This window comes from Streptomyces sp. NBC_01429 (genome assembly GCF_036231945.1).
In the GTDB taxonomy this organism is placed as follows: Bacteria; Actinomycetota; Actinomycetes; order Streptomycetales; family Streptomycetaceae; genus Streptomyces.
This window is the reverse complement of record NZ_CP109599.1, coordinates 1486989-1509563: the sequence shown is the minus strand read 5'-3', so window position 1 is coordinate 1509563 and position 22575 is coordinate 1486989. Positions and strand designations below refer to the sequence as shown.

Genomic DNA, 22575 nt, shown 5'->3' with positions numbered 1-22575 from the left:
GGCTGTCCGCGTCCCCGCCGCGGCGCGACACTGGCTGCTCGGAGGTGACAGGCAATGTCGATTCGTCGGGTGTCGTGTCCGGCACGGATCCTCTTCCTCGATGCGGAGATGGCCGTGCTCGACAAGCTGGAGGGCGGGTTCGCCCCCGAGCGCGCGCTGTGGTGCGCGCTGGAGGAGGGCCACGAGGGGCTGCACCATGTGATCGCGCAGTGCGTGGGCGGTACGGAGACGACGGCGCCCTGGGTCATGTGGGCCCGGTGGCCGAGGGGCAACGAGTACGGTCCTGAGCGCGAACTGCTGCGCCTGGACCCCTGCCCCGCCAAGTTCCTCGCGGGCGCCGTGTCGGAAGAGGCGTGCAGTCTGCCGCTGGGCCATGTGGGCCGCCACGACTACGAGTTCGGGCCGCCGCTCACCGAGGCGGACGTCATGCCGGACGCGCTGCTGCGGCGCCTGGACGAATAGCGGGAACGGATCCCGGGCTACGCGGGCCGCGCCAGCGCTCCGTGCCACTTCGCCGTGTGCCACCGCGCGCGAGGCGGCCGCTCCTCGGCCACCGCCGCCTCGTACCGCCGCAGCAGCAGCCGTGCCAGCTCCGGCGCCGCGCCCAGCACCTCGGCCAGGACGTCCGCGCCGCCCGCGCGGGCGCCGTCCGCGATCCGGTCGGGCAGCCGCCCGGGGGCGATGACGTACGGGGCGACGGCGACCCGCCGTACCCCGGGGGCCGCCCGCAGCTCCCGCACCACGTCCTCGGTGCGGGGCAGGGACGCGGAGGCGAACGCGGGCCGCACGGCGCACCAACCGCTGTGCCGCCACTCCCGCGCGAAGCCGGCGATCACCGCGATCGCCTCCGGGTCCGACGAGCCCGCCGAGGCCAGGACGACCCCGGTCGAGCTCCGGTCGCCGGGCGTGAGCCCGGCCTCGAACAGCCGTCGCTCCAGCGCCTCGGTCAGCAGCGGCGCCGGGCCGAGCACCCCGGCCTGCCGGATCCGCAGCCGCGGGTGGCGGTGCGCAGCCTCGCGCAGGACGGCCGGGATGTCGGACTTGGCGTGGAAGGCCCGGGTCAGCAGCAGCGGCAGGGCCACCACGTCCCGTACGTCATCCGCCGCCAGCCGGTCCAACTGTCCATGCGTCGAGGGGGTGTTGAAGTCCAGGAAGGCGGCCTCCACCCGCAGTCCGGGGCGCAGCGCGCGCAGCCGGCCGGTCAGGGCCTGCACGGTCGCGGCGTGCCTCGGGTCGCGGCTGCCGTGGGCGATGACGAGCAGCACCGGCGGCGCGGCGTCCGGCGGAACCGGCTCGGACACCGGCCGGGGTACGTACAGGCGCATCGCGATCAGCTCCTCGCCAGCAGACCGCGACCGCGCAGCACCCGTCGCTCCAGCGGGCTGAAGATCAGCAGGTCGATGGCGATGCCGACGATCAGGATCAGGAATATGGCGAGGAACACCATCGACATGCTGCTGTTCGTGCGGCCGTTCTCCAGCAACTGGCCGAGCCCGACGCCCAGATCGGGCGAGGACGCGATGATCTCGGCCGCCATCAGCGACCGCCAGGAGAACGCCCAGCCCTGCTTGAGACCGGCCAGATAGCCGGGCAGGGCGGCCGGCATGACGATGAGCCAGGTCCCGCGCAGCCCGGTGGCGCCGAGCGTGCGGCCGGCCCGCAGGAAGAGCGGCGGCACCTGATCGACGCCGGACACCAGCCCGTTGGCGATCGAGGGGACCGCGCCGAGCAGGATGACCGCGTACATCATGGAGTCGTTCAGCCCGAGCCAGATCACGGCCGGCGGCACCCACGCCACCGACGGCAGCGACTGGAGTCCGGACAGGATCGGGCCGATGGCCGCGCGGACGAACTTCACCCGGGCGACCAGCAGTCCGAGCGGGGTGCCGATCACCAGCGCCAGCAAAAAGCCAAGCAGCCCGCGCGAGACACTGGTCCAGATGTAGCCGAGCAGGGTGCCCTGGGCCCAGGCGTCGGACAACTCGCCCCACACCGCGCCCGGTGACGGCAGTTTGTAGTCGTCGGTGACCTTCGCCCAGACGAGGACCTGCCACACCACCAGCACCAGCGCGACGGCGACGACCGGCGGCAGGACCTTCTGGGTGAGGGTCTGGCGCAGCGGTGTACGCCGGGTCTGGACGGTGTTCAGCGCGTCGAGTCCGGCCTCCAGACCGGCCATGTCGCCGGGGGAAGCGGCCTGTTCGGCCTGTTCGGTGCGGGAGTCGCCGGGCGCGGAGCCGTCCGGCCCCTGGGCCTTCGGCGCCGTCGTCTCAGTGCTGGCCATGGCGGCGGATCTCCCCACGCAGTTCTTCGGTGATCTCGACGGACAGCTCCGCGACCGCGGGGTCCTCGATACGGCGCGGCTGAGGGATGTCCACCCGCCACTCGCGGGCGACCCGGCCGGGCCGCGACGACAGCAGGACGACGCGCTCGGCGAGCCGTACCGCCTCCCGCACGTTGTGCGTCACGAACAGCACCGACAGCCGCGTCTCGCGCCAGATCCGGGTCAGTTCGTCGTGCAGCACGTCTCTGGTGATGGCGTCGAGCGCCGCGAAGGGCTCGTCCATCAGCAGCAGACTGCTGTCCTGGGCGAGCGCGCGGGCCAGCGCCACCCGCTGCCGCATCCCGCCCGACAGCTCGTGCACCCGCTTGCCGTACGCGCCCTCCAGCCGCACGAGACCGAGCAGCCGCTCCGCCTCGCCGCGCCGCTCCTGCTTGGGCACCCCGCGCAGCCGCAGGGCCAGTTCGATGTTCTTGCCCGCGGTCAGCCACGGGAACAGCGCGTGTTCCTGGAACATCAGGGCGGGCCGGCCGCCCGGGGTGTCGATGGACCCGGCGGACGGCCGGTCGAGGCCGGCGACCAGATTGAGCAGGGTGGACTTGCCGCAGCCCGAGGCTCCCAGGAGGGTGACGAACTCGCCCGGCGCGACATCGAGGGTGATGTCGTCCAGGACGAGCTGTTGTCCGTCCGGTGTCGCGAACGACTTCGAGACGTGCGCGATGCGGGCGGCGTGGTCCACCGCGGGCGTGGACTCGGCGGGCTTGGCGAGGATCGATGCCACGGTCGTCACCTCCTGGGAACGGGGGCTGAGGGCTACGGGAACAGGGGCTCGGGCGGGGAAATACGGGTCACTTGACGCCGAGTCCGGCGTCGGAGACCTCGGGCTCCCCGGCGGCCTTGAGGACCTTGTTCAGGGGCTTCAGGTCGTAGATCCCGTCCAGGTCCGGCTTCTTGAGCAGACCCGCCGCCACGGCGTGGTCGGCCTCGGCCCGGAGCGTGGCGGCCAGCGGGTCGTCGGTGAACCGCAGCGACTTCCAGGCCGGGTCCAGCACATCGGCGGGCAGCGCCTTGCCGGAGAGGCCCTCCAGGGCCTTGTTGGCGCTGGCCTTCGCCTCGTCCTCGTGGGAGTTGATCCAGGCGTTCGTCTTCACCGAGCCGCGCAGGACGGCCTCGACGGCGGCGGGGTGCTCCTTGAGGAACTTCTGCGACACGATGATGTTCGTGATCACGAACTTCTTGTCGGGCCACAGCGTCGCCTCGTCCAGGATCTCCTTGGCGCCCTCGGCGACCAGCTTGGACGCGGTCGGCTCCGGCACCCAGGCGCCGTCGATGGAGCCGGACTTGTAGGCGTCCGGGGTGATCTTGTTGTCCGTGCGGACGACGGAGACATCGCCCTTGCCGGACTGGGCGTCGACCTTCCAGCCCTTCTCCGCGATCCAGTTGAGGAACGCCACGTCCTGGGTGTTGCCGAGCTGCGGGGTGGCGATCTTCTTGCCCTTGACGTCGTCCAGGGTCCTGATCTTCTTCGGGTTGACCACCAGCTTCACCCCGCCCGACGCGGAGCCGCCGATGATGCGCAGGCTCTTGCCGCCGGTCTGGGTGAAGCCGTTGATCGAGGGGGAGGGGCCTATGAAGCCGATGTCGATGCTGCCCGCGTTGAGCGCCTCTATCTCGGACGGGCCCGCGTTGAAGGTCGAGCCGACCACCTTCGTCCCGCCCAGCTCCTTCTGGAACAGGCCCTTCTGGACCCCGACCAGGGCGGTGGCGTGGGTGAGGTTGGGGAAGTAGCCGATACGGACGGTGTCGAGCCCGTCGGTCTTCTTCGCGCCCGTCGCCACTCCGGTCGCCTCGCTGGAGGCCGTCTTCTCGGAGCCGTAGCCGCAGGAGGAGAGCACGACGGCGAGCAGGGGCAGGGCGGCGACGGCGGCCACGCGGCGGCGGGTGGTGGTGCGGGAGGCAGGCACGGGAGGGGTTCCTCTCGTTGGCCCGGTGCTCACGCCCTGAACGGATACGGGGGCGTGGCCGGGAGAGCGGCAGATCTTCGACGACTGTCGTCGAGCGGGTGGTACGGGTGGGGCTGGTGGTGCGTGCTGGCGCGCGAGCGGTGCGCGTACGTCATCGCGCACATCGCGCCACCCCGCCCGTTCCCGCGCCGAGGGCGCCGCTGCCCACCCGGCCGCCCTCCTTCGCGAACGTGCCGTACATGTCGTACACGGCCGAGGACATCAGAAGTCCCAGCCCTGGTCGTCGTCGGCCGGAGCGGCCGGCTCCTCGGCCGGGGCCGCGGAGTCCGAGAAGGCCGCGCCCGCCATGCCTGCGGTCAGCGTGGTGCCGTCGGCGGGGTCGATGAGCAGGAACGATCCGGTACGGCGCGAGTCGGCGTACGCGTCGAGCGCGAGCGGCTCCGCCGTACGGACCACCACGCGGCCGATGTCATTGGCGACGAGCTTCCCGGGGGCCGGGTGCTGGGACAGGTCGTCCAGGGTGAGCCGGGACGGGATGTCCTTGACGATCGCCTTGACCGTACGGGTGGTGTGCTTGAGCAGCACCCGCTGGCCCACGTTCAGCGGCTGGTCCGCGACGTGGCAGACGGTCGCCTCGATGTCCTGGCTGGTCGTGGGCGCGTCCCCGGAGGGCACGATCAGGTCGCCGCGCGAGATGTCGATGTCGTCGTCGAGGAGCAGCGTCACGGACTGCGGGGTCCAGGCCGTGTCCACGGCCTTGCCCAGCAGGTCGATCCCGGCGACCTTCGACGTACGGCCGGAGGGCAGTACGGTCACCTCCTCGCCGACCCGGAACGCACCGGCCGCGATCTGGCCCGCGTACCCCCGGTAGTCGGGGTGTTCGGCGCTCTGCGGCCGGATGACGTACTGCACGGGCAGCCGGGCGTGGCAGGTGGCCAGGTCGTGGCTGACCGGGACCGTCTCCAGGTGTTCGAGGACGGTGGGGCCGCCGTACCAGTCCATGTGCGCGGAGGGCTCCACGACGTTGTCCCCGGCGAGTGCGGAGATCGGGATCGCGGTGATCTCCGGCACGCCGAGGGAGGCCGCGTACGCGGTGAACTCCTTCGCGATGGCGGCGAACACCGGCTCCGCGTACTCCACCAGGTCCATCTTGTTGACGGCGAGGACGACATGCGGGACGCGCAGCAGGGCGGCGACGGCGGCATGGCGGCGGGTCTGCTCCACCACTCCGTTGCGGGCGTCCACGAGCACGACGGCCAGCTCCGCGGTGGAGGCGCCCGTCACCATGTTGCGGGTGTACTGCACATGGCCCGGGGTGTCGGCGAGGATGAACCGCCGCCGGGGCGTGGCGAAGTAGCGGTAGGCGACGTCGATGGTGATGCCCTGCTCGCGCTCGGCCCGCAGCCCGTCCGTGAGCAGCGCCAGGTCGGGTGCCTCCTGGCCGCGGCTCAGCGAGGCGCGCTCGACGGCTTCGAGCTGGTCGGTGAGGACCGACTTCGAGTCGTGCAGCAGCCGGCCCACCAGGGTGGACTTCCCGTCGTCCACCGAGCCCGCGGTGGCGAAGCGCAGCAGGGTGGGCTCGGCGAGCCGCGTGGCGTCGTCCGTGTGAGTGCTCGGCATGGCTAGAAGTACCCTTCGCGTTTGCGGTCTTCCATCGCGGCCTCGGACATCTTGTCGTCGGCGCGGGTCGCGCCGCGCTCGGTGAGCCGGGAGGCGGCGATCTCGGTGATCACCGCGTCGAGGGTGGTGGCGTCGGAGTCGACGGCCCCCGTGCAGGACATGTCGCCGACCGTGCGGTAGCGCACCAGGCGCGTCTCGACGCTCTCGCCGTCCTTGGGGCCGCCCCAGTCACCGGCGGTCAGCCACATGCCGCTGCGGCTGAACACCTCGCGCTCATGGGCGAAGTAGATCTCCGGCAGCTCGATCCCCTCGCGGGCGATGTACTGCCACACGTCCAGCTCGGTCCAGTTGGAGAGCGGGAAGACGCGGACGTGTTCGCCGGGGGCGTGCCGGCCGTTGTAGAGCTGCCACAGTTCGGGCCGCTGGCGGCGCGGGTCCCACTGGGAGAACTCGTCCCGCAGCGAGAACACCCGCTCCTTGGCGCGCGCCTTCTCCTCGTCGCGCCGCCCGCCGCCGAAGACCGCGTCGAACCGCTCGGCCTGGATCTTCTCGGTCAGCGGCACGGTCTGGAGCGGGTTGCGCGTGCCGTCGGGCCGCTCGCGCAGCTTCCCGGCGTCGATGTACTCCTGTACGGAGGCGACGTGCAGCCGCAGTCCGTGCCGCTCCACCGTGCGGTCGCGGTACTCCAGCACCTCGGGGAAGTTGTGGCCGGTGTCCACGTGCAGCAGGGTGAACGGCACCGGCGCGGGCGCGAACGCCTTGAGCGCCAGATGCAGCATGACGATGGAGTCCTTGCCGCCGGAGAAGAGGATCACCGGCCGCTCGAACTCGCCCGCCACCTCGCGGAAGATGTGCACGGCCTCCGACTCCAGCGAGTCCAGGTGGCTCAGCGCGTACGGGGCGCTCGTGCCCTCGGTGACGGCTGCGACGGTGGTGGTCACGCGAGACCCCTCTCGGTGAGCAGCGCGTGAAGCGCGCCGGCGGACTCCTGCACGGACTGGGTGTGCGACTCGATCCGCAGATCGGGCCTCTCCGGCGCCTCGTAGGGGTCGTCGACCCCGGTCAGCCCGGAGAGTTCACCGGCCGCATGCTTGGCGTACAGCCCCTTCACATCGCGTACCGAGCACACCTCGACCGGTGTGGCCACATGGACTTCCAGATACCGGGTGGCGGCGGTCTCGTGGTGCTTGCGCACGGCTTCGCGGCTGTCCGCGTACGGGGCGATCACCGGGACCAGCGCCTTGACGCCGTTCGAGGCGAGCAGCTCGGCGACGAAGCCGATCCGCGTCACGTTGGTGAGCCGGTCCTCGCGGCTGAAGCCGAGGCCCGCGGAGAGGAACTCCCGGATCTCGTCGCCGTCGAGCACCTCGACGCGGTGGCCCTCGGCACGGAGCCGGTCGGCCAGCGCGGTCGCGATGGTCGTCTTGCCGGCGCTGGGCAGACCGGTGAGCCAGACGGTGGCGCCCTGCTCCGCCACGTTCAAGGATTCCTCCTGATGGTCCGTCATCAATGCAGCCCGCATTCCGTCTTGGTCCGGCCGGCCCAGCGGCCGGCGCGCGCGTCCTCGCCCGCCAGGACCCGGCGGGTGCAGGGAGCGCAGCCCACCGAGGCGTAACCGTCCGTCAGCAGCGGGTTGGTGAGCACGCCGTGCTCGGCGACGTAGGCGTCCACGTCGTCCTGGGTCCAGCGGGCGATCGGCGAGACCTTGACCTTGCGGCGCTTCGCGTCCCAGCCGACCACGGGGGTGCCGGCCCGGGTCGGGGACTCGTCGCGGCGCAGCCCGGTGGCCCAGGCGTCGTAGCCGCTCAGCCCCGTTTCGAGGGGCTGGAGCTTGCGCAGGGCGCAGCACAGGTCGGGGTCGCGGTCGTGCAGCTTCGGGCCGTGCTCGGCGTCCTGCTCGGCGACGGTGCGCGTCGGCGTCAGCGTGATGACGTTGACGTCCATCACGGCGTCGACGGCGTCCCGGGTGCCGATGGTCTCGGGGAAGTGGTAGCCGGTGTCGAGGAAGACCACGTCGACACCGGGGCGTACCCGGGAGGCGAGGTGGGCGACCACCGCGTCCTCCATCGAGGAGGTGACGCAGAACCTCGCGCCGAAGGTGTCCGTCGCCCAGGTGAGGATCTCCGGCGCCGTGGCGTCCTCCAGCTCGCGGCCGGCGCGCTCGGCGAGTGCCCTGGGATCGTCGGTCTCCGTCAGTGCCGTCATATCTCTTCCCCTCCGTCACTCCGCTGGAGCCCCCGGGTCAGCAACCCGAGGAACTTCAACTGGAATGCGCGATTGCATGCCGCGCATTCCCAGGCGCCGTGACCCTGCTCGTTGGGACGCAGGTCCTCGTCGCCGCAGTACGGGCAGTAGAAGGGTGCGGCGCGCTCGCTCATGACAGTGCCTCTTCGCCGGCGCGCGCCGCCCAGGTGGCGAAGCGCTCGCCGTCCTCGCGCTCCTTCTGGAAGCGGCCGAGCACGCGCTCGACGTAGTCGGGCAGCTCCTCGGAGGTGACCTTGAGCCCGCGGACCTTGCGGCCGAATCCGGCCTCAAGACCGAGCGCGCCGCCCAGGTGCACCTGGAAGCCCTCGACCTGGTTGCCGTCCTTGTCCAGCATCAGCTGGCCCTTGAGACCGATGTCCGCCGTCTGGATCCGGGCGCAGGCGTTGGGGCAGCCGTTGAGGTTGATGGTGATCGGCTCGTCGAACTCCGGGATGCGGCGCTCCAGTTCGTCGATGAGCGTGGCGCCGCGCCGCTTGGTCTCCACGATGGCCAGCTTGCAGAACTCGATGCCGGTGCAGGCCATGGTGCCGCGCCGGAACGGCGACGGGTTGACCCGCAGGTCCAGCGCTTCGAGACCGGCCACGAGCGAGTCGATCCGGTCCTCGGTCACATCGAGGACGATCATCTTCTGCTCGGCGGTGGTGCGCAGCCGCCCCGAGCCGTGCGCGTGCGCCAGCTCGGCGATCTTCGTCAGCGTGGTGCCGTCCACCCGGCCGACGCGCGGCGCGAAGCCGACGTAGTAGCGCCCGTCCCGCTGCCGGTGCACCCCGACGTGGTCGCGCCAGCGGTGTACGGGCTGCTCGGGGGCGGGCCCGTCGATCAGCTTGCGCTCCAGGTACTCGTCCTCCAGGATCCGGCGGAACTTCTCCGGACCCCAGTCGGCGAGCAGGAACTTCAGCCGGGCGCGGGTGCGCAGCCTGCGGTAGCCGTAGTCGCGGAAGATCGAGATCACACCGGTGTAGACGTCCGGGATCTCGTCCAGCGGCACCCACGCGCCGAGCCGCTGGCCGATCTTGGGGTTGGTGGAGAGCCCGCCGCCGACCCACAGGTCGAAGCCGGGGCCGTGCTCGGGGTGGTTCACCCCGACGAACGCGATGTCGTTGATCTCGTGCGCCACGTCCAGCGAGGGCGATCCCGAGATGGCCGACTTGAACTTGCGCGGCAGGTTCGAGAAGTCGGGGTTGCCGACGATCCGGCGGTAGATCTCGTCCACGGCGGGGGTGCCGTCGATGATCTCGTCCTCGGCGATGCCCGCGACGGGCGAGCCGAGGATCACCCGGGGCGTGTCGCCGCACGCCTCGGTGGTGGAGAGCCCGACCTCTTCGAGGCGCCGCCAGATCTCCGGCACGTCCTCGATCCGGATCCAGTGGTACTGGACGTTCTGCCGGTCGGTGATGTCCGCCGTGCCGCGCGCGAACTCCTGCGAGATCTCGCCGATGACGCGCAGCTGCTCGGTGGTCAGCCGCCCGCCGTCGATCCGTACCCGCAGCATGAAGTACTCGTCGTCCAGCTCCTCCGGCTCAAGGATCGCGGTCTTGCCGCCGTCGATCCCGGGCTTGCGCTGGGTGTACAGCCCCCACCAGCGCATCCGGCCGCGCAGATCGTTGGGGTCGATCGAGTCGAACCCCGCCTTGGAGTAGACCGTCTCGATCCGTGCCCGGACGTTGAGACCGTCGTCGTCCTTCTTGAACTGCTCGTTGCCGTTGAGCGGAGTGAAGTGACCCACGGCCCACTGGCCCTCGCCGCGGTGACGGCTCACCTTGCGGCGGGGCGTGGGGGTGGACGGCTTTTCCGGGGTGGCGGCCATGACGAATACGTCCTTCGAGACATGCAGGAGGGCGGCTCTGAACCGCACACGCGCGCGAGGGCGCGACAGTGCGCGGCAGGGACAGGTGGGACGGGGAATCGCGGGGGCGCTGGGACTCTCAGCCCGCCGGACAGATGGCGCTGGACATACGGCCGAGGTCGACGTGGCGCCGACTCACCAAGGCAATTCCAGCTCTGGACATGACGGAAGCGTGTCACGCAGATCTCGGGGCAGTCCACTACCTTCCAGCATGTGGACTCGATCGTCTCAGTTGGTGGGACGTTGTGGTGTCCGTCACGGCAGGCTGGGGTTTAGGGCCGCGCTCCCCAGTCGGTCTCCGGCTCGGTCCTGGTGTCGAAGAGCCGGAATCCCCGGCGCAGATAGTTGTCCATGGCGTGCGGGCCGTCCTTGGAGCAAGTGTGCAGCCAGACCCGCTTGGTCGGGGTGAGACCCGGCCAGCGCTCGGCCAGGTCCCAGGCGCGGGCCGCGCCGTACGACAGCAGATGACCGCCGATGCGCCGGCCGCGGAAGGCGGGCAGCAGGCCGAAGTAGACGATCTCGACCGTGGCGCCCGGCTGCGCCGTTAGCTCCAGATACCCGGCCGGCGTGCCCCTCTCGTACGCCACCCAGGTCTCGACGCCCGGCCGCTCCAGCGCCTGGCGCCACTGCTCCCGCGTCAGCGCGTTCCGGTCCGTCCAGCTCACGTCGGCGCCCACCGACGCGTACAGGAACCGGCTGAACTCCGGCGAGGGCACCTCGGCCCGTACGATCCGCACCTCGTCCGGCACCGTCGCGGCGGGCCGCAGATCGGCGGGGGAGGTCTGCTCCAGGGACCACGTGGTCACGGTGATGCTCATGCGGGTCAGGAGAACACGTGTCCGCTCCGCGCTCCAAGCCGGTACGCGACGGACCCGGCGTCCCGCGGCCCCCGCCGGTGACGGCCGCCGGCCGCCCCGTCGTCATGGGTACGGCGGCTGCCGCGCGCTCAGCACCGCCGGGGCCGTCGAGTGGGGCAGCAGCAGGGCCGGGTCGTCCGGGCCGACCACCTCCACCTCGACCTCCTCGCTGAAGCGGTAGGGACGGTGCGCCAGCACACCCGACAGATGGCGCCGCACCCGCGACATCTCGGCCCGGACCGTCACCGTACGGGTCGGATCGCCGAAGACGTCGGCGGCCAGCTGCGCCGCGCTGCGGCCGTCCCGGTGCACGGCCAGCACATAGAGCAGCTCGGCGTGGCGCGGGGTCAGCTCCTGGGTCCAGCTGCCCGCGGAACCGGACACGGCCACCGACCAGCGCCGGGGGCGGCTGAGGTCCAGCACGACCCGGCTGGCGGGCTCGCTCGGCGGCTGCCCCGGATCGTCGTGCACCTGTATCAGCCAGCCGCCGGGCAGCGGCTCGACCGTGCACATGCCCAGCGACGGCTGCCAGACCCGGCCCGCCCGGAACGACTTCGGCAGCGGCAGCCGGTCCACCGGCGCCATCCCCGTGACCGCCGCCGTCCAGCCGTGCGTGTCGACGGCGAGGGCGCGCCCGCCCAGCCGGCACATGATCGGCGAGGCCACCGAACGGAGCCGGTCCAGGGCCCGCCCGTGCCGCTCGCGCATCTCGCTCTCGGCGATCCTGGCGACCGAGCTGACCAGCGCCAGGGTCGTCGGATGGAAGCCGCGCGCGGGCCCGCTCACATCGATCACGCCCAGCAGCCGGCCGTCGCGCGGATCGTGGACGGGGGCCGCCGCGCAGGTCCAGGAGTGCAGCGCGTGCGCGAAGTGCTCGGCGGAGTGCACCCGTACCGGCCGGCGCGTCACCAGCGCCGTACCGATGGCATTGGTCCCGGTGGTCTGCTCGGACCAGGCGGCCCCCTCCTCCAGCCGGATACCGCTGGCCCGGCGCAGCACGCCGAGGTTCCCCTCACGCCACAGCACCCGGCCCTCGCCGTCGCTGACCACCATGATCTGGAGCGACGCGTCGATGATCCCGCCGAGGGACTCGCTGATCATGTGTAACGCCTCACCGAGCGAGGAGGTACGGCGCCGGTGCTCCAGCTCGTCCGGCTCCAGCACCGTGTCGCCGCCGGTCGGCCGGCCGGGGTCGAGCCCCAGGCGCAGCATGCGCTGCCAGGACGCCTCGATCAACGGCCGCGGCGCCACCGGCGGCCGCTCGCCCGCGAGGGCGGCGCTGTGCACCTGGTGGAGCAGCCGGCCGGCCTGCGCGTGGTCCATGGCCATGAGCGTGGTCAGGTCGAGCGGAGGATTCTTCAGCGGTGTGTCCTTCATCGGGGTTCCCCTGTGAATCAGCGGTGCGGTAACGGTTCTCCTGCAACGGCCTGCAACTCTGGTAAACGGCAGGCCGGTGCCTGAAAGTGACTGTGAGTCAGGGGTGGCGCCGTGTCGGCGCGGCGCCACCCCTGGCCACCTCCGGCCCTCGGCACGGGCGGGGCCGCGGACGTCTCAGCCGACGGGCCGCGCCCGGTCCACGACCGACGCCAGATCGAGCGTGTGGGGCAGCGTGCCGAAGGCCGTACCCCAGTCCCGGCCGAGCCGGGAGGCACAGAACGCGTCCGCCACCTCCGGCGGCGCCCAGCGCACCAGCAGCGACCCCTGGAGCACCAGCGCGATCCGCTCCACCAGCCGTCTGGCCCGCGCCTCGATGCCGCTCAGATCGGCCAGCTCGGTCAGCAGCCCCTTGATCGCGCCGTCCAGCCGGTGATCGGCGCCGCGCGCCGCGCCGACCTCCTGGAGGAAGGCGTTCAGCGCCGCCGGCTCCCGCTGGAGCGCCCGCAGGACGTCCAGGGCCTGCACATTGCCCGAGCCCTCCCAGATCGAATTGAGCGGCGACTCGCGCAGCAGCCTCGGCATGCCGGACTCCTCCACGTACCCGTTGCCGCCCAGACACTCCAGGGCCTCGGCGGTCACCGGCGTGCACCGCTTGGTCACCCAGTACTTGGCGGCGGGCACCGCGAGCCGCAGAAACGCCCGGTCCTGCTCGGTGTCCGCGTCGTAGGCCGCCGCGAGCCGCAGCGCCAGCGTCGTCGCCGCCTCCGACTCCAGCGCCAGATCCGCCAGCACGTTGCGCATCAGCGGCTTGTCGATCAGCTCCCCGCCGAACGCGCCCCGGTAGGTGGCGTGGTGCACCGCCTGTGCCACCGACTGCCGCATCAGCGCGGCCGACCCCAGCACACAGTCGAGCCGGGTGGCGGCCACCATCTCGATGATGGTGCGCACCCCGCGGCCCTCCTCGCCGACCCGGCGCGCCCAGGTGTCCTCGAACTCGACCTCGGCGGAGGCGTTGGAACGGTTGCCCAGCTTGTCCTTGAGCCGCTGGAGCCGGAAGACGTTGCGCGTCCCGTCCGCCAGCACGCGCGGCACGAGGAAACACGTCAGACCGCCCGGGGCCTGCGCCAGCACCAGGAATCCGTCGCACATCGGCGCGGAACAGAACCACTTGTGCCCGGTCAGCAGGTACTCGCCCGCCGCGTCCAGCGGCCTGGCGGCCGTCGTGTTGGCCCGTACGTCACTGCCGCCCTGCTTCTCCGTCATCCCCATCCCGAACAGCGCGCCGGCCTTCCCGGCCGCCGGCCGCAGCCCCGGCTCGTACCGGTGGGAGGTCAGTCTCGGCTCCCACCGCGCCGCCAGCGCCGGATCGGCGCGCAGCGCGGGCACCGCGGCGTGCGTCATCGACAGCGGGCAGCCGTTCCCGGCCTCCGCCTGCGTCCACACGAAGAAACCGGCCGCGCGCCGCAGATGGCCGTCGGGCCTGCCCCACGCGTCGGTCAGCCCGGCGCCGACCGCCCGGTCGAGCAGCCGGTGCCAGTCGGGATGGAACTCGACCTCGTCGATCCGGTTCCCGTAGCGGTCGTGGGTGCGCAGGACCGGCGGGTGCTCATTGGCCCGCCTGCCCCACTCCTGTACCTCGAAGGAGCCGGCGGCGCGGCCGAGCCCGGTCAGCTCCGCCCGGGTCGCGTCGAGCAGCCCGGGCGCGCTGTGCCGCTCCACACCCTCGGCGAGGGCCCGGTCCGTACCGAAAACGTCGTATCCGACCAGCGGAGGTACCTGGTTGGTCACTGTGTGGGTGCTGGCTGCCATGCCGATACGGTAAGGAGGTGCAGGCAGCAAAAGAAACACCCGAGCGGCCAGCGGGTCGACTCCACCGGGCCAGAGTCCTCTACCGCAACGTCTCGAAACGGAAGATGGCCTGGCTGCTGCTCAAGGACACGGTCAACTCGTGCGTCGAGTACCGCATCCTGGGACTGGCGGCGGAGGCGGCGTTCTTCACGCTGCTCTCGCTCCCGCCGCTGCTGCTCGGACTGATCGGTCTCCTCGGCTACGTGGACGACTGGACCAGCACCGCCACGGTCGCCTCCTTCGAGAGGAACATCCTCGCCGCCGTCGGCACGGTGCTCTCCGACCGGGGCGTCAACCAGATCGCCAAACCGCTGCTCGACGACATCACCGAGGGCGGCCGGCCCGATGTGATCTCGCTCGGCTTCGCCATCGCCCTGTGGTCGGGCTCCCGCGCGGTCAACGTCTTCGTCGACACCATCACGGTGATGTACGGGCTCGACGGGCAGCGCGGCATCGTCGCCACCCGGCTCCTCGCCTTCCTGCTCTACATCGTGGCGCTCCTGATCGGCGCCGTGGTCCTGCCGCTGGCGGTGGTCGGCCCCGACCGGGTCGTGGAGCTGATCCCGTGGGGCACGGAGGTCGTCAGCGTCCTGTACTGGCCGGTGGTGATCCTGCTGTCCATCGCCTTCCTCACCACCCTCTACCACGTGTCCGTACCGGCCCGCTCGCCCTGGGTCGAGGACGTGCCCGGCGCGCTGGTCGCCCTGGGCATGTGGGTGCTCGGCAGCTTCCTGCTGCGGATCTATCTCACCAGCACCGTCGAGGGCCCCACCATCTACGGCTCCCTCGCCGCGCCCATCGCGGTGCTGCTGTGGATAGGCGTCTCCGCCTTCGCCGTCCTGGTGGGCGCCGCCGTCAACGCCGCCATCGACCGGGTCTGGCCGTCGGTCGCCACCGCGGCGGCGCGCGCCGCCAACGACCGGCAGCGCGCGGCCCAGGCGGCGGAGACGGTGGCCCGCGTGTCCTTCTCGGACGACGCCCCGGACGGCCCGCAGGACGACGACGTCACCGATCCGGACATGCCCTCGGAGTTCCCCGAGCGCTGGTCCCGGTTCCTGCCGCCGGACGACGTGAAGTCCCGCATCACGGGCCGCGACCACCGCGACGCACCGTAGCGCGCCGCGGCCGGCGCGCCGCGCGTAGCCTTGAGGGCATGTACGAGGAACGGGCGGCACGACTGGACGGCGCGGTCGTGTGGACCCGTACCGGCACGCCCGGCGACCGCTCCGACCCGTACCCCGTCCTTCCCGACGGCTGCATGGATCTGCTCTGGACCGGCGGCCGGCTCCTGGTCGCCGGGCCCGACACCCGCGCGCACATCCCGCGGGGACCGAGCACGCGCTACTGCGCCGGAGTGCGCTTCGCGCCCGGGACCGCGCCCGCGCTGCTCGGCGTTCCGGCGCGCGAACTGCGCGACCTGCGGGTGGAGACGGCCGATCTGTGGTCCCCGGCCGAGGTGGGCCGGCTCACCGCGCGGCTGGCCGCGGCCCCCGACCCGGCGGCCGTCCTGGAGGATGTCGCCCTCGGCCTGGCCGCCGGGGCCGGGCCGCCCGATCCGCTGCCGCGCGCGGTCGTCGGCGCGCTCGACGCGGGCCGTACGGTCGCAGCGACCGCCGACGCCGTCGGCCTGAGCCCCCGCCAGCTGCACCGCCGCGCCTTGGACGCCTTCGGCTACGGGCCCAAGACGCTGGCCCGGGTCCTGCGGCTCCAGCGCGCGCTGGCCCTCGTACGGCGCGGCGTGCCGTACGCCGAGGCCGCGCTCGGCGCGGGCTGCGCCGACCAGGCGCACCTCGCGCGGGAGGTGCGTGAGCTGGCCGGACTGACCCTCGGCGGTTACGCGGCGCTGGCGAAGAGGGAGACCTCGCAGCCGTCCGGGTCCAGGACCACCGCGTAACGCTGCCCCCAGACGGCGTCCCACGGCTCGATGCCGCTCCGGTATCCGGCCGCGACCAGCGAGGCGTGGGTGGCGTCCACCTCGGCGGGTGCTCCGCACAGGAAGGCGAGGCCGACCCGGCCGCCGCCCTGCGGCCTGGTCCAGCCGGGATCGTACGACCGTACGGTCTCCTCGGTGTCGAACAGGACGCGCAGCCCGCCGGGCAGCACCGCCTCGGCGTGCGGCGCCGCGTCCGCGTCCGCCGGGACGTCCAGGCCGAGCAGCCGGTAGAAGGCGAGCGAGGCGGCCATGTCGGAGACGACCAGGCCGATCGCGTCGAAGCGCGGGGTGGTGGGTGCCGGGGAGCCGGTCGGTGAGGTGTCGGTCATGTGCCCCACCGTAGGCAGCGGCGCCGGGCCCGGTCTTGAACGAATCGGACGTCACCGCCGGTCGTGATCGCGGGTGCGCACACACGCGCGGCGGGCCGCGCACCAGGTGCGCGGCCCGCCGGTGGAGCGAGAGGCGGGTCAGGCCAGGCTGACGCCGTACGCGTTCAGGGCCGCGACGACCGGCTGGAAGAACGTGGTGCCGCCGGAGGTGCAGTTGCCGCTGCCGCCCGAGGTCAGGCCGTACGCGACGGTGCCGTTGAACAGCGAGCCGCCGCTGTCACCGGGCTCGGCGCAGACGTTGGTCTGGATCAGGCCGGTGACGATGTTGCCGCTGCCGTAGTTCACGGTGGCGTTGAGACCGGTGACCGTGCCGCTGTGGACGCCGGTGGTCGAGCCGCTGCGCCGGACGGTCTGCCCGACGCTGGGGTTGGCGGCCGAGGTGATGGTCTGGTACGAGCCGTTGTACAGGTAGACCCGGCCCTCGGAGTTGGCCGAGCTGCTGTGCTGGATCAGGCCGTAGTCGTTGCCCGGGAAGCTGGAACCGACGCGGGAGCCGAGCAGCGCGGTACTCGACGAGTTGGTGTACCAGGTGGCGCCCGCGTTGGTGCAGTGCCCGGCGGTCAGCGCGTAGTACGTGGAGCCGCTGCGCACGTTGAAGCCGAGGGAACAGCGGCTGCCACCGGTGTAGATGGCCTGGCCGCCCGCGATCAGCTCACTGAACTGCCCCTCGGTGTGCTTGATCGTCAGACCCGCCTCGGTGTCGGCCACCGTGCTCTTGATCGTGGCGATCTCGGCGTCCGTGACGGTGCTGTCGACGGTGACGACGACCTTGCCGGTGGCCTTGTCCGTGTACCAGGCCGTGCCGGCGATGTCCGTGTCCTGGACGGCGGCGCTGGCCGTCGCCAGGGCGGCGGCGGACGGGAGCGCTGCCGGTGCGGGCTGGGCGACGGCGCTGGGGGCCGCAAGCGCGACAGCGGTGACCAGACCGGAGGTGACGGCGAGGAGCCGTACGCGTCTGGAGACCGAGCCGAGGGGGGAGAAGCGCTTGAAGGTCACAACATCCTCCATTGGGTGGGGGAAACACGCGGCCCGTTTGGGTGAGCGGGCCACAGAGGCGCGACCGTCCGCGGTCAGGTTTTTGACCGTGAACCTGTCAATGCATGACTGAATCGTTGACTTCGTTTGACCTCCGGGCAAGGTTCACTTCTGGACCGGTCTCCCCGGGCGACCCGTACGGCCCCGATTCCGGGGCGAATCGCTGCCCGGAACCGCCGCGGGGCCCGGGCGTGTCGGCCTCGCCGGTGATCCCGCGGGCGCGATCCGCGCGGCCTCGGGCGGCGGGGGAGAGGCCGGGTGAGGGAGTGTCAGAACACCCGCTCAGCATGGGAATTGCCCGCTGACGTCATCCGGCCACCTGGCGAGGGCGCCGCGTATCCGTATGCGCCACGGTGCGTGCTGGGTGTATGACGCAGTGAGTTCGATATCCGGTGAAGGGTGGGTGATGGGTCCCAGGTCTACGCGCGACACTCGTCCGCATGTGCGAGGTAACCCCGAAATGCGCTCGTGTTGATCATGGCTGAATATCGCCGTAACGGAGCAGGGGAGGGGGCGGATTGACGCCACGTCGCCCCCGGATTCGACCGGAGGGGCGCTCTTGCGTGGCCTGTGTGGCGTGTGCTGTGCGAGGTGTGCCGGGGGAGTGCCGCTGGAGTGCCGGGGAGGGACCGGCGCGCGCCGGTGGGGGAGGGGCGCCGCTGTCGGCGCGCGCCGGGCCAGGCCGCTACAGCGCGCCGTACACCGCGTCGGTCAGCGCCGTCCGGCGCGGATCGTCCGCGATCCTCGACCCCATCCGGTTCATGACGTACCCCAGGCTGACGCCCGCCTCCGGGTCGGCCAGCCCGCAGGAACCGCCGGCGCCATCGTGCCCGAACGCCCTCGGATTGGGCCCGTACGAACGGTTCTCGCCGCTCAGCCAGAGCCCGAGACCCGCCTCCGTCTCGTGCGCGAAGCCGGGACCCAGCACCAGGTCCCGGCCGCGGCCCTGGCCCTCCCGCACCCGCTCCACGGTCTCCGCCGAGAGCACGCGGTGCTCGCCGTACCGGCCGCGCCCGGCGAAGATCCCGTACAGCGCGGCGACCGCGCGGGCCGTGCCGTGGCCGTTCGCGGCCGGGATCTCGGCGGCCCGCCACGCGGCGCTGTTGGCGATATCGGGGGTGAGCACGGGATTGGTCATGGCCGCCAGTGCCACGGGCGGCGCCTGGGCCGACAGGGCGGCTGTCCCGGCGTCCGAGGGCGGGGTGACGGGCGGCACCAGCTCGGCGGCGCGGTGGGCCTCCTTCTCCGGCAGTCCGATGGTGAAGTCGATGGCGAGCGGTTCCGTCACCTCCTGGCGCAGAAACGCGCCGGGCGGCAGACCGGTGATGCGCCGGACCACCTCACCGACCAGGAAGCCGTAGGTGATCGGGTGGTAGCCGGACCGGGTGCCGGGCTCCCACCAGGGCTCCATGGCGGCGAGCCGCGACGTGGTCAGCTCCCAGTCGTAGAGCTGCTCGACCGTGTGCGGCTCGCGCAGCCCGGCCAGCCCCGCGCGGTGCGCGAGCAACTCCCGTACGCGCACGCCCTCCTTGCCCGCCGCCGCGAACTCCGGCCAGTACGCGGCGACCGGCGCGTCCGGGTCGAGGAGCCCGCGGTCGATCAGCAGGTGCGCGCACAGGGCCGTCGCCCCCTTGGTCGTGGACCACACATTGACCACGGTGTCCCGCTGCCAGGGTCTGGTGCGCGCGGCGTCGGCCCAGCCGCCCCACAGGTCGACCACCGTCTCGCCGCCCACGGTCACGGCCACGGCGGCGCCGAGTTCGTCGTGCTCCCGGAAGTTCCGCTCGAACGTGGCGCGTACGGCGGCGAACCGTTCGGCGCACTCCCCCTCGATCCGCGGTACGAGTCGTGTCATGGACCCCTCCCTCACCCCGGTCGGACCCGGTGGGCCCGCTGAGATCCGGCTCCCGGGCAACATACCGACTGGTCGGAGGGGTGTGGAAGGTGCTGGACGGCGCCGGGCCGGGCGGCGGCCGACGGGGGCTTGTCGGTCCGGGGGCCCTGTCAGTCCGGTGCGGTGCGCCGCCGGTGGCGGGTGACGGCGTCGTTGTTGGCGCACCGCACCGAGCAGTAGACGCGCTTGCCGTTGCGCGAGGTGTCCACGAAGGCCAGGGCGCACGCGGTACGGGCACACCGGCCGAGCCTGGTGTGGCTGGCGAAGCAGACGACGTACGCGAGCCCGGCCGCCGAGGCGGCGCGGATGTGCGCGACCGCCCCCAGCGCGGGGTCCGCGTAGTGCAGATGCGGGCCGTGGCCGTCGTGCGTCGTGATGTACGGCCTGCTGGCGGCGTCGGCCAGCAGGCCGTTGACCCGGTCGCGGCGCTCCTCCAGCTCCTGCGGGCCGAAGCAGGGGGCCAGCCGCCGGCTCCAGACCTCGACGGCGGCGGCCTCGGCGGCGGACAGCGAGTGGCGGACGATACCGCGCGCGATCAGCAGCGGCTCCAGCCCCTCCGGGGTGAACGGCCCGGGCGCGTTCGACAGATCGGCGGCGAGGAGCGCGGCCTCGCCACCGTAGTGATTGAAGCGCATACCGCCAACGTATCGAATGTAATGGTTGAACGTCTCTAGGTGATGACGTCAACCTGATCGTATGCGTAGTTGCGGCAGTGACGTATGTGCGAGCGACGACCGGTGCGCGGTGTGCGACAGGGTCGGGGCGGCGGACGAGTCCAGCTGGTCCCTGCTGTCCTGTCACACGACGTCGGAGGGGATGGTGGAGTACTGCGTCTGCCGCTGCGGCACGGTGGCGGTCCTGACCGACGGCCGGATCACCAAGGTCTTCGGCGCCCGGGACCGGCGCGCGGCCGGGAAAGGCGCGCCGACGGGGTGACGGCTCCGCTGAGGGGCCCGTACGGGGGTAACCGTAAGCGGAAGCGGCACGGCCGACCCGGCGTGCGGAGCCCTCCAAGCCCCAAGGAGGAGAGCGCGTGAGCGACCTCCAGATCATCGTCGTCGTAGGCGCCCTGCTGGTGGCAGTCACTCTGGGCGCCGCGATCACCCTGACCGTCCGGCTCGTCAGGACCCGGAGCGCCCTGCGCAAGGCCGGGGTCCCGGTCGAGAACCGCTGGGTGTTCTGGGCGGCCATCGCCTATCTGATCCTGCCGTTCGACGTGCTGCCCGACCCCGTGTACATCGACGACATCGGCGTCCTGCTGCTGGCGCTGCGCTCCATGCGCTCGGCCGAGGGCAAACTGCCCTACGCCGCGGCCCAGCTGGGCAAGCTCAAGCACGGGCCGCGGCCCTAGGCCCCGGACTGGGGGCCAGGCCCCGGTCCGGGGGCCTGGCCCGGCCGCCGGACCTGCCCCGTCCGGTCGGATGATGATCGGACCGCGCCACTAGAGTTCCGCTGATGCTCATCCCGGCACGAGAGGTATCAGTGACTCAGCACGGCAGCGTCAACGGTGACGGCAACGACAGTGGCAGTGGCAGTGGCGGCGGCGACGGGAGCGGTGGCCCCGGCGACTGGTGGCGCGAGTCGGTCGTCTACCAGGTGTACGTCCCCAGCTTCGCCGACGCGGACGGCGACGGAATGGGCGACCTGCGCGGCATCGCCGACCGGCTCGGCCATGTCGCGGAACTGGGCGCGGACGCGATCTGGCTCACGCCGTTCTACCGCTCCCCGCTCGCCGACGGCGGGTACGACGTCGCCGACCACCGGGACGTCGATCCCCGGCACGGCACCCTGGACGACTTCCGGGTCCTGCTCGGCCGGGCGCGCGCGCTCGGGCTGCGCACCATCGTCGACATCGTGCCGAACCACACCTCCGACCAGCACCCCTGGTTCGCCGAGGCCCTGGCGGCGGACCCCGGCTCGGCGGCCCGCGACCGGTACGTCTTCCGGGACGGCACCGGCCCCGACGGCGCGCGGCCGCCCGCCGACTGGCAGTCGAAGTTCGGCGGCGCGGCCTGGACCCGGGTCCCCGACGGCCAGTGGTACATGCACATCTTCGCCGCCGAACAGCCCGACCTGAACTGGGAGAACCCGGACGTCATCGCCGACTTCGAGCGCACCCTGCGCTTCTGGCTCGACCTGGGCGTGGACGGTTTCCGCATCGATGTGGCCCACGGCCTGCGCAAGGACCTCGCACCGCCGCTGCGCGACACCCGGGGCGGCGACTCGGCCTCCCTCAACTCCCCGCCGAGCGGCGAGGACCATCCGTTCTGGGACCGCGACGAGGTGCATGACGTCTACCGGGCCTGGCGCAAGATCACCGACTCGTACGCACCGCCCCGGATCATGGTCGCCGAGGCGGGCGTCAGCGCGGCCCGGCTGCCCCTCTACACCCGGCCCGACGAGCTTCAGCAGGCGTTCAACTTCTTCCATCTGCGCTGCCCCTGGGAGGCCGGGGCCTTCCGGGGCGTCATCGACACCTCGCTGGCCGGCGCCGCGTCCACCGGGTCGCTGCCGACCTGGGTGCTCTCCAACCACGACGTCGTGCGCCACCGCAGCCGCTACGCGCTGCCCGACTCCACCGACCTGCCCGGCTGGCTGCTGACCGGCGGCCTCGACCCGGCCGCCGACGAGGAGCGGGGCCGCCGCCGGGCGCGGGCCGCCGCCCTGCTGACCCTCGCACTGCCCGGCACGACCTATCTCTACCAGGGTGAGGAGCTGGGGCTGCCCGAGGTGGCCGACCTGCCCGAGGACGCCCTGCGCGATCCGATGTGGGAGCGCACCGGACACGCGCGCAAGGGCCGCGACGGCTGCCGGGTGCCGCTGCCGTGGACCGGTACGGGGCCCTCGTACGGCTTCGGCCCGCAGGGCAGTTGGCTTCCGCAGCCGGACGGCTGGGGCGCGTGGTCGGTCGAGGCCCAGAGCGGCCGGCCCGGCTCCTTCCTGGAGCTGTACCGCACGGCGCTGGCGCTGCGCCGGGGCTTCCGCGGCGACGAGCGCTTCACCTGGCTGCCGTCGGCCCCGGGCGAACTCGCCTTCAGCAAGGGCGCGGGCCTGGTCTGCCGGGTCAACCTCTCCGGCGAGCCGCTGCCGCTGACCGTACCCACCGGTTCCGTGACCCTGCTCACCAGCGACGAGTTGACGGCGGACGGGGCGGGGAACGCCGACGGGCCGGGCCTGCTGCCGCCGGACACGGCGGTCTGGCTGGATTCCAGGGCCCGCTGAACGACGCGTGCCCGTCAGCCGCGTGGGCTGACGGGCACGGAGGA

Annotated in this window: 24 protein-coding genes; 6 read left to right on the top strand and 18 right to left on the bottom strand. The window is 72.3% G+C overall.

What is annotated here, in order from left to right:
* Nucleotides 1–54: 54 nt before the first annotated feature.
* Nucleotides 55–462: a hypothetical protein gene (locus OG627_RS06245; protein ID WP_329062248.1), complete on the top strand. Its 408-nt coding sequence runs from the start codon at nucleotides 55–57 to the stop codon at nucleotides 460–462.
* 17 nt (nucleotides 463–479) lie between these two features.
* On the opposite strand, the gene OG627_RS06240 is transcribed toward OG627_RS06245, so the two are convergent.
* From OG627_RS06240 to OG627_RS06175, 14 genes are all read right to left on the bottom strand, one after another.
* Nucleotides 480–1325, bottom strand: coding sequence for a sirohydrochlorin chelatase (locus OG627_RS06240; protein ID WP_329062246.1), 846 nt, complete (start codon nucleotides 1323–1325; stop codon nucleotides 480–482).
* Nucleotides 1326–1330: 5 nt separating this feature from the next.
* The gene (locus OG627_RS06235) at nucleotides 1331–2284 is read right to left on the bottom strand and encodes an ABC transporter permease (protein ID WP_443073421.1); all 954 of its coding nucleotides are present in this window, start codon (nucleotides 2282–2284) and stop codon (nucleotides 1331–1333) included.
* Nucleotides 2271–3071 carry an ABC transporter ATP-binding protein gene (locus OG627_RS06230; protein ID WP_329062244.1) on the bottom strand — a complete coding sequence of 267 codons (801 nt, stop codon included), beginning with the start codon at nucleotides 3069–3071 and terminating at the stop codon, nucleotides 2271–2273. The genes OG627_RS06235 and OG627_RS06230 overlap by 14 nt, the downstream gene beginning before the upstream one ends.
* A 58-nt stretch (nucleotides 3072–3129) precedes the next feature.
* Nucleotides 3130–4245: an aliphatic sulfonate ABC transporter substrate-binding protein gene (locus tag OG627_RS06225; RefSeq protein ID WP_329062241.1), complete on the bottom strand. Its 1116-nt coding sequence runs from the start codon at nucleotides 4243–4245 to the stop codon at nucleotides 3130–3132.
* Nucleotides 4246–4506: 261 nt separating this feature from the next.
* Nucleotides 4507–5865: a sulfate adenylyltransferase subunit 1 gene (locus tag OG627_RS06220; RefSeq protein ID WP_329062239.1), complete on the bottom strand. Its 1359-nt coding sequence runs from the start codon at nucleotides 5863–5865 to the stop codon at nucleotides 4507–4509.
* A 2-nt stretch (nucleotides 5866–5867) separates the two neighbouring features.
* Complete coding sequence (cysD, locus tag OG627_RS06215; protein WP_329062237.1) at nucleotides 5868–6806, bottom strand: sulfate adenylyltransferase subunit CysD; 939 nt, start codon at nucleotides 6804–6806, stop codon at nucleotides 5868–5870.
* A complete protein-coding gene (cysC, locus tag OG627_RS06210; protein ID WP_329062235.1) occupies nucleotides 6803–7348 on the bottom strand; it encodes an adenylyl-sulfate kinase in 546 nt (181 codons plus the stop codon). The genes cysD and cysC overlap by 4 nt, the downstream gene beginning before the upstream one ends.
* A gap of 23 nt (nucleotides 7349–7371) precedes the next feature.
* Nucleotides 7372–8070 carry a phosphoadenylyl-sulfate reductase gene (locus OG627_RS06205; RefSeq protein ID WP_329062234.1) on the bottom strand — a complete coding sequence of 233 codons (699 nt, stop codon included), beginning with the start codon at nucleotides 8068–8070 and terminating at the stop codon, nucleotides 7372–7374.
* The gene (locus tag OG627_RS06200) at nucleotides 8067–8243 is read right to left on the bottom strand and encodes a hypothetical protein (protein WP_329062232.1); all 177 of its coding nucleotides are present in this window, start codon (nucleotides 8241–8243) and stop codon (nucleotides 8067–8069) included. Before OG627_RS06200 ends, OG627_RS06205 begins: the two co-directional genes overlap by 4 nt.
* On the bottom strand, nucleotides 8240–9937 hold the full coding sequence (locus tag OG627_RS06195) for a nitrite/sulfite reductase (RefSeq protein ID WP_329062230.1): 1698 nt from the start codon (nucleotides 9935–9937) through the stop codon (nucleotides 8240–8242). The genes OG627_RS06200 and OG627_RS06195 overlap by 4 nt, the downstream gene beginning before the upstream one ends.
* A 118-nt stretch (nucleotides 9938–10055) precedes the next feature.
* The gene (locus OG627_RS06190) at nucleotides 10056–10139 is read right to left on the bottom strand and encodes a putative leader peptide (RefSeq protein ID WP_309471194.1); all 84 of its coding nucleotides are present in this window, start codon (nucleotides 10137–10139) and stop codon (nucleotides 10056–10058) included.
* Nucleotides 10140–10248: 109 nt separating this feature from the next.
* Nucleotides 10249–10794, bottom strand: a complete 546-nt coding sequence (locus OG627_RS06185) for a GNAT family N-acetyltransferase (RefSeq protein ID WP_329062228.1) — start codon at nucleotides 10792–10794, stop codon at nucleotides 10249–10251.
* A 102-nt stretch (nucleotides 10795–10896) separates the two neighbouring features.
* A complete protein-coding gene (locus tag OG627_RS06180; RefSeq protein WP_329062226.1) occupies nucleotides 10897–12210 on the bottom strand; it encodes a helix-turn-helix domain-containing protein in 1314 nt (437 codons plus the stop codon).
* A gap of 174 nt (nucleotides 12211–12384) precedes the next feature.
* A complete protein-coding gene (locus OG627_RS06175; RefSeq protein ID WP_329062224.1) occupies nucleotides 12385–14019 on the bottom strand; it encodes an acyl-CoA dehydrogenase family protein in 1635 nt (544 codons plus the stop codon).
* 17 nt (nucleotides 14020–14036) lie between these two features.
* On the opposite strand from OG627_RS06175, the gene OG627_RS06170 reads away from it, so the two are divergent.
* Together OG627_RS06170 and OG627_RS06165 are read left to right on the top strand one after the other, a co-directional pair.
* Nucleotides 14037–15173 carry a YihY/virulence factor BrkB family protein gene (locus tag OG627_RS06170; RefSeq protein ID WP_329062222.1) on the top strand — a complete coding sequence of 379 codons (1137 nt, stop codon included), beginning with the start codon at nucleotides 14037–14039 and terminating at the stop codon, nucleotides 15171–15173.
* A gap of 38 nt (nucleotides 15174–15211) precedes the next feature.
* A complete protein-coding gene (locus OG627_RS06165) occupies nucleotides 15212–15952 on the top strand; it encodes a helix-turn-helix transcriptional regulator (protein WP_329062220.1) in 741 nt (246 codons plus the stop codon).
* Here OG627_RS06165 and OG627_RS06160 read toward each other — a convergent pair.
* The 4 genes from OG627_RS06160 to OG627_RS06145 form a co-directional block, all read right to left on the bottom strand.
* The gene (locus OG627_RS06160; RefSeq protein ID WP_329062218.1) at nucleotides 15892–16320 is read right to left on the bottom strand and encodes a VOC family protein; all 429 of its coding nucleotides are present in this window, start codon (nucleotides 16318–16320) and stop codon (nucleotides 15892–15894) included. The two genes, OG627_RS06165 and OG627_RS06160, sit on opposite strands and share 61 nt — an antisense overlap.
* Before the next feature lie 138 nt (nucleotides 16321–16458).
* Nucleotides 16459–17376, bottom strand: a complete 918-nt coding sequence (locus OG627_RS06155; RefSeq protein ID WP_329062216.1) for a S1 family peptidase — start codon at nucleotides 17374–17376, stop codon at nucleotides 16459–16461.
* Nucleotides 17377–18100: 724 nt separating this feature from the next.
* Nucleotides 18101–19270: a serine hydrolase domain-containing protein gene (locus tag OG627_RS06150; protein ID WP_329062214.1), complete on the bottom strand. Its 1170-nt coding sequence runs from the start codon at nucleotides 19268–19270 to the stop codon at nucleotides 18101–18103.
* A 149-nt stretch (nucleotides 19271–19419) separates the two neighbouring features.
* The gene (locus OG627_RS06145; protein ID WP_329062212.1) at nucleotides 19420–19944 is read right to left on the bottom strand and encodes a CGNR zinc finger domain-containing protein; all 525 of its coding nucleotides are present in this window, start codon (nucleotides 19942–19944) and stop codon (nucleotides 19420–19422) included.
* Nucleotides 19945–20005: 61 nt separating this feature from the next.
* On the opposite strand from OG627_RS06145, the gene OG627_RS06140 reads away from it, so the two are divergent.
* The 3 genes from OG627_RS06140 (at nucleotide 20006) to OG627_RS06130 (ending at nucleotide 22531) form a co-directional block, all read left to right on the top strand.
* Nucleotides 20006–20245, top strand: coding sequence for a hypothetical protein (locus OG627_RS06140; RefSeq protein ID WP_329062209.1), 240 nt, complete (start codon nucleotides 20006–20008; stop codon nucleotides 20243–20245).
* A 97-nt stretch (nucleotides 20246–20342) separates the two neighbouring features.
* Nucleotides 20343–20660, top strand: a complete 318-nt coding sequence (locus OG627_RS06135) for a YkvA family protein (protein ID WP_329062207.1) — start codon at nucleotides 20343–20345, stop codon at nucleotides 20658–20660.
* Between the two features lie 245 nt (nucleotides 20661–20905).
* Nucleotides 20906–22531: a glycoside hydrolase family 13 protein gene (locus tag OG627_RS06130; RefSeq protein WP_329072405.1), complete on the top strand. Its 1626-nt coding sequence runs from the start codon at nucleotides 20906–20908 to the stop codon at nucleotides 22529–22531.
* The last annotated feature ends 44 nt before the right edge of the window (nucleotides 22532–22575 follow it).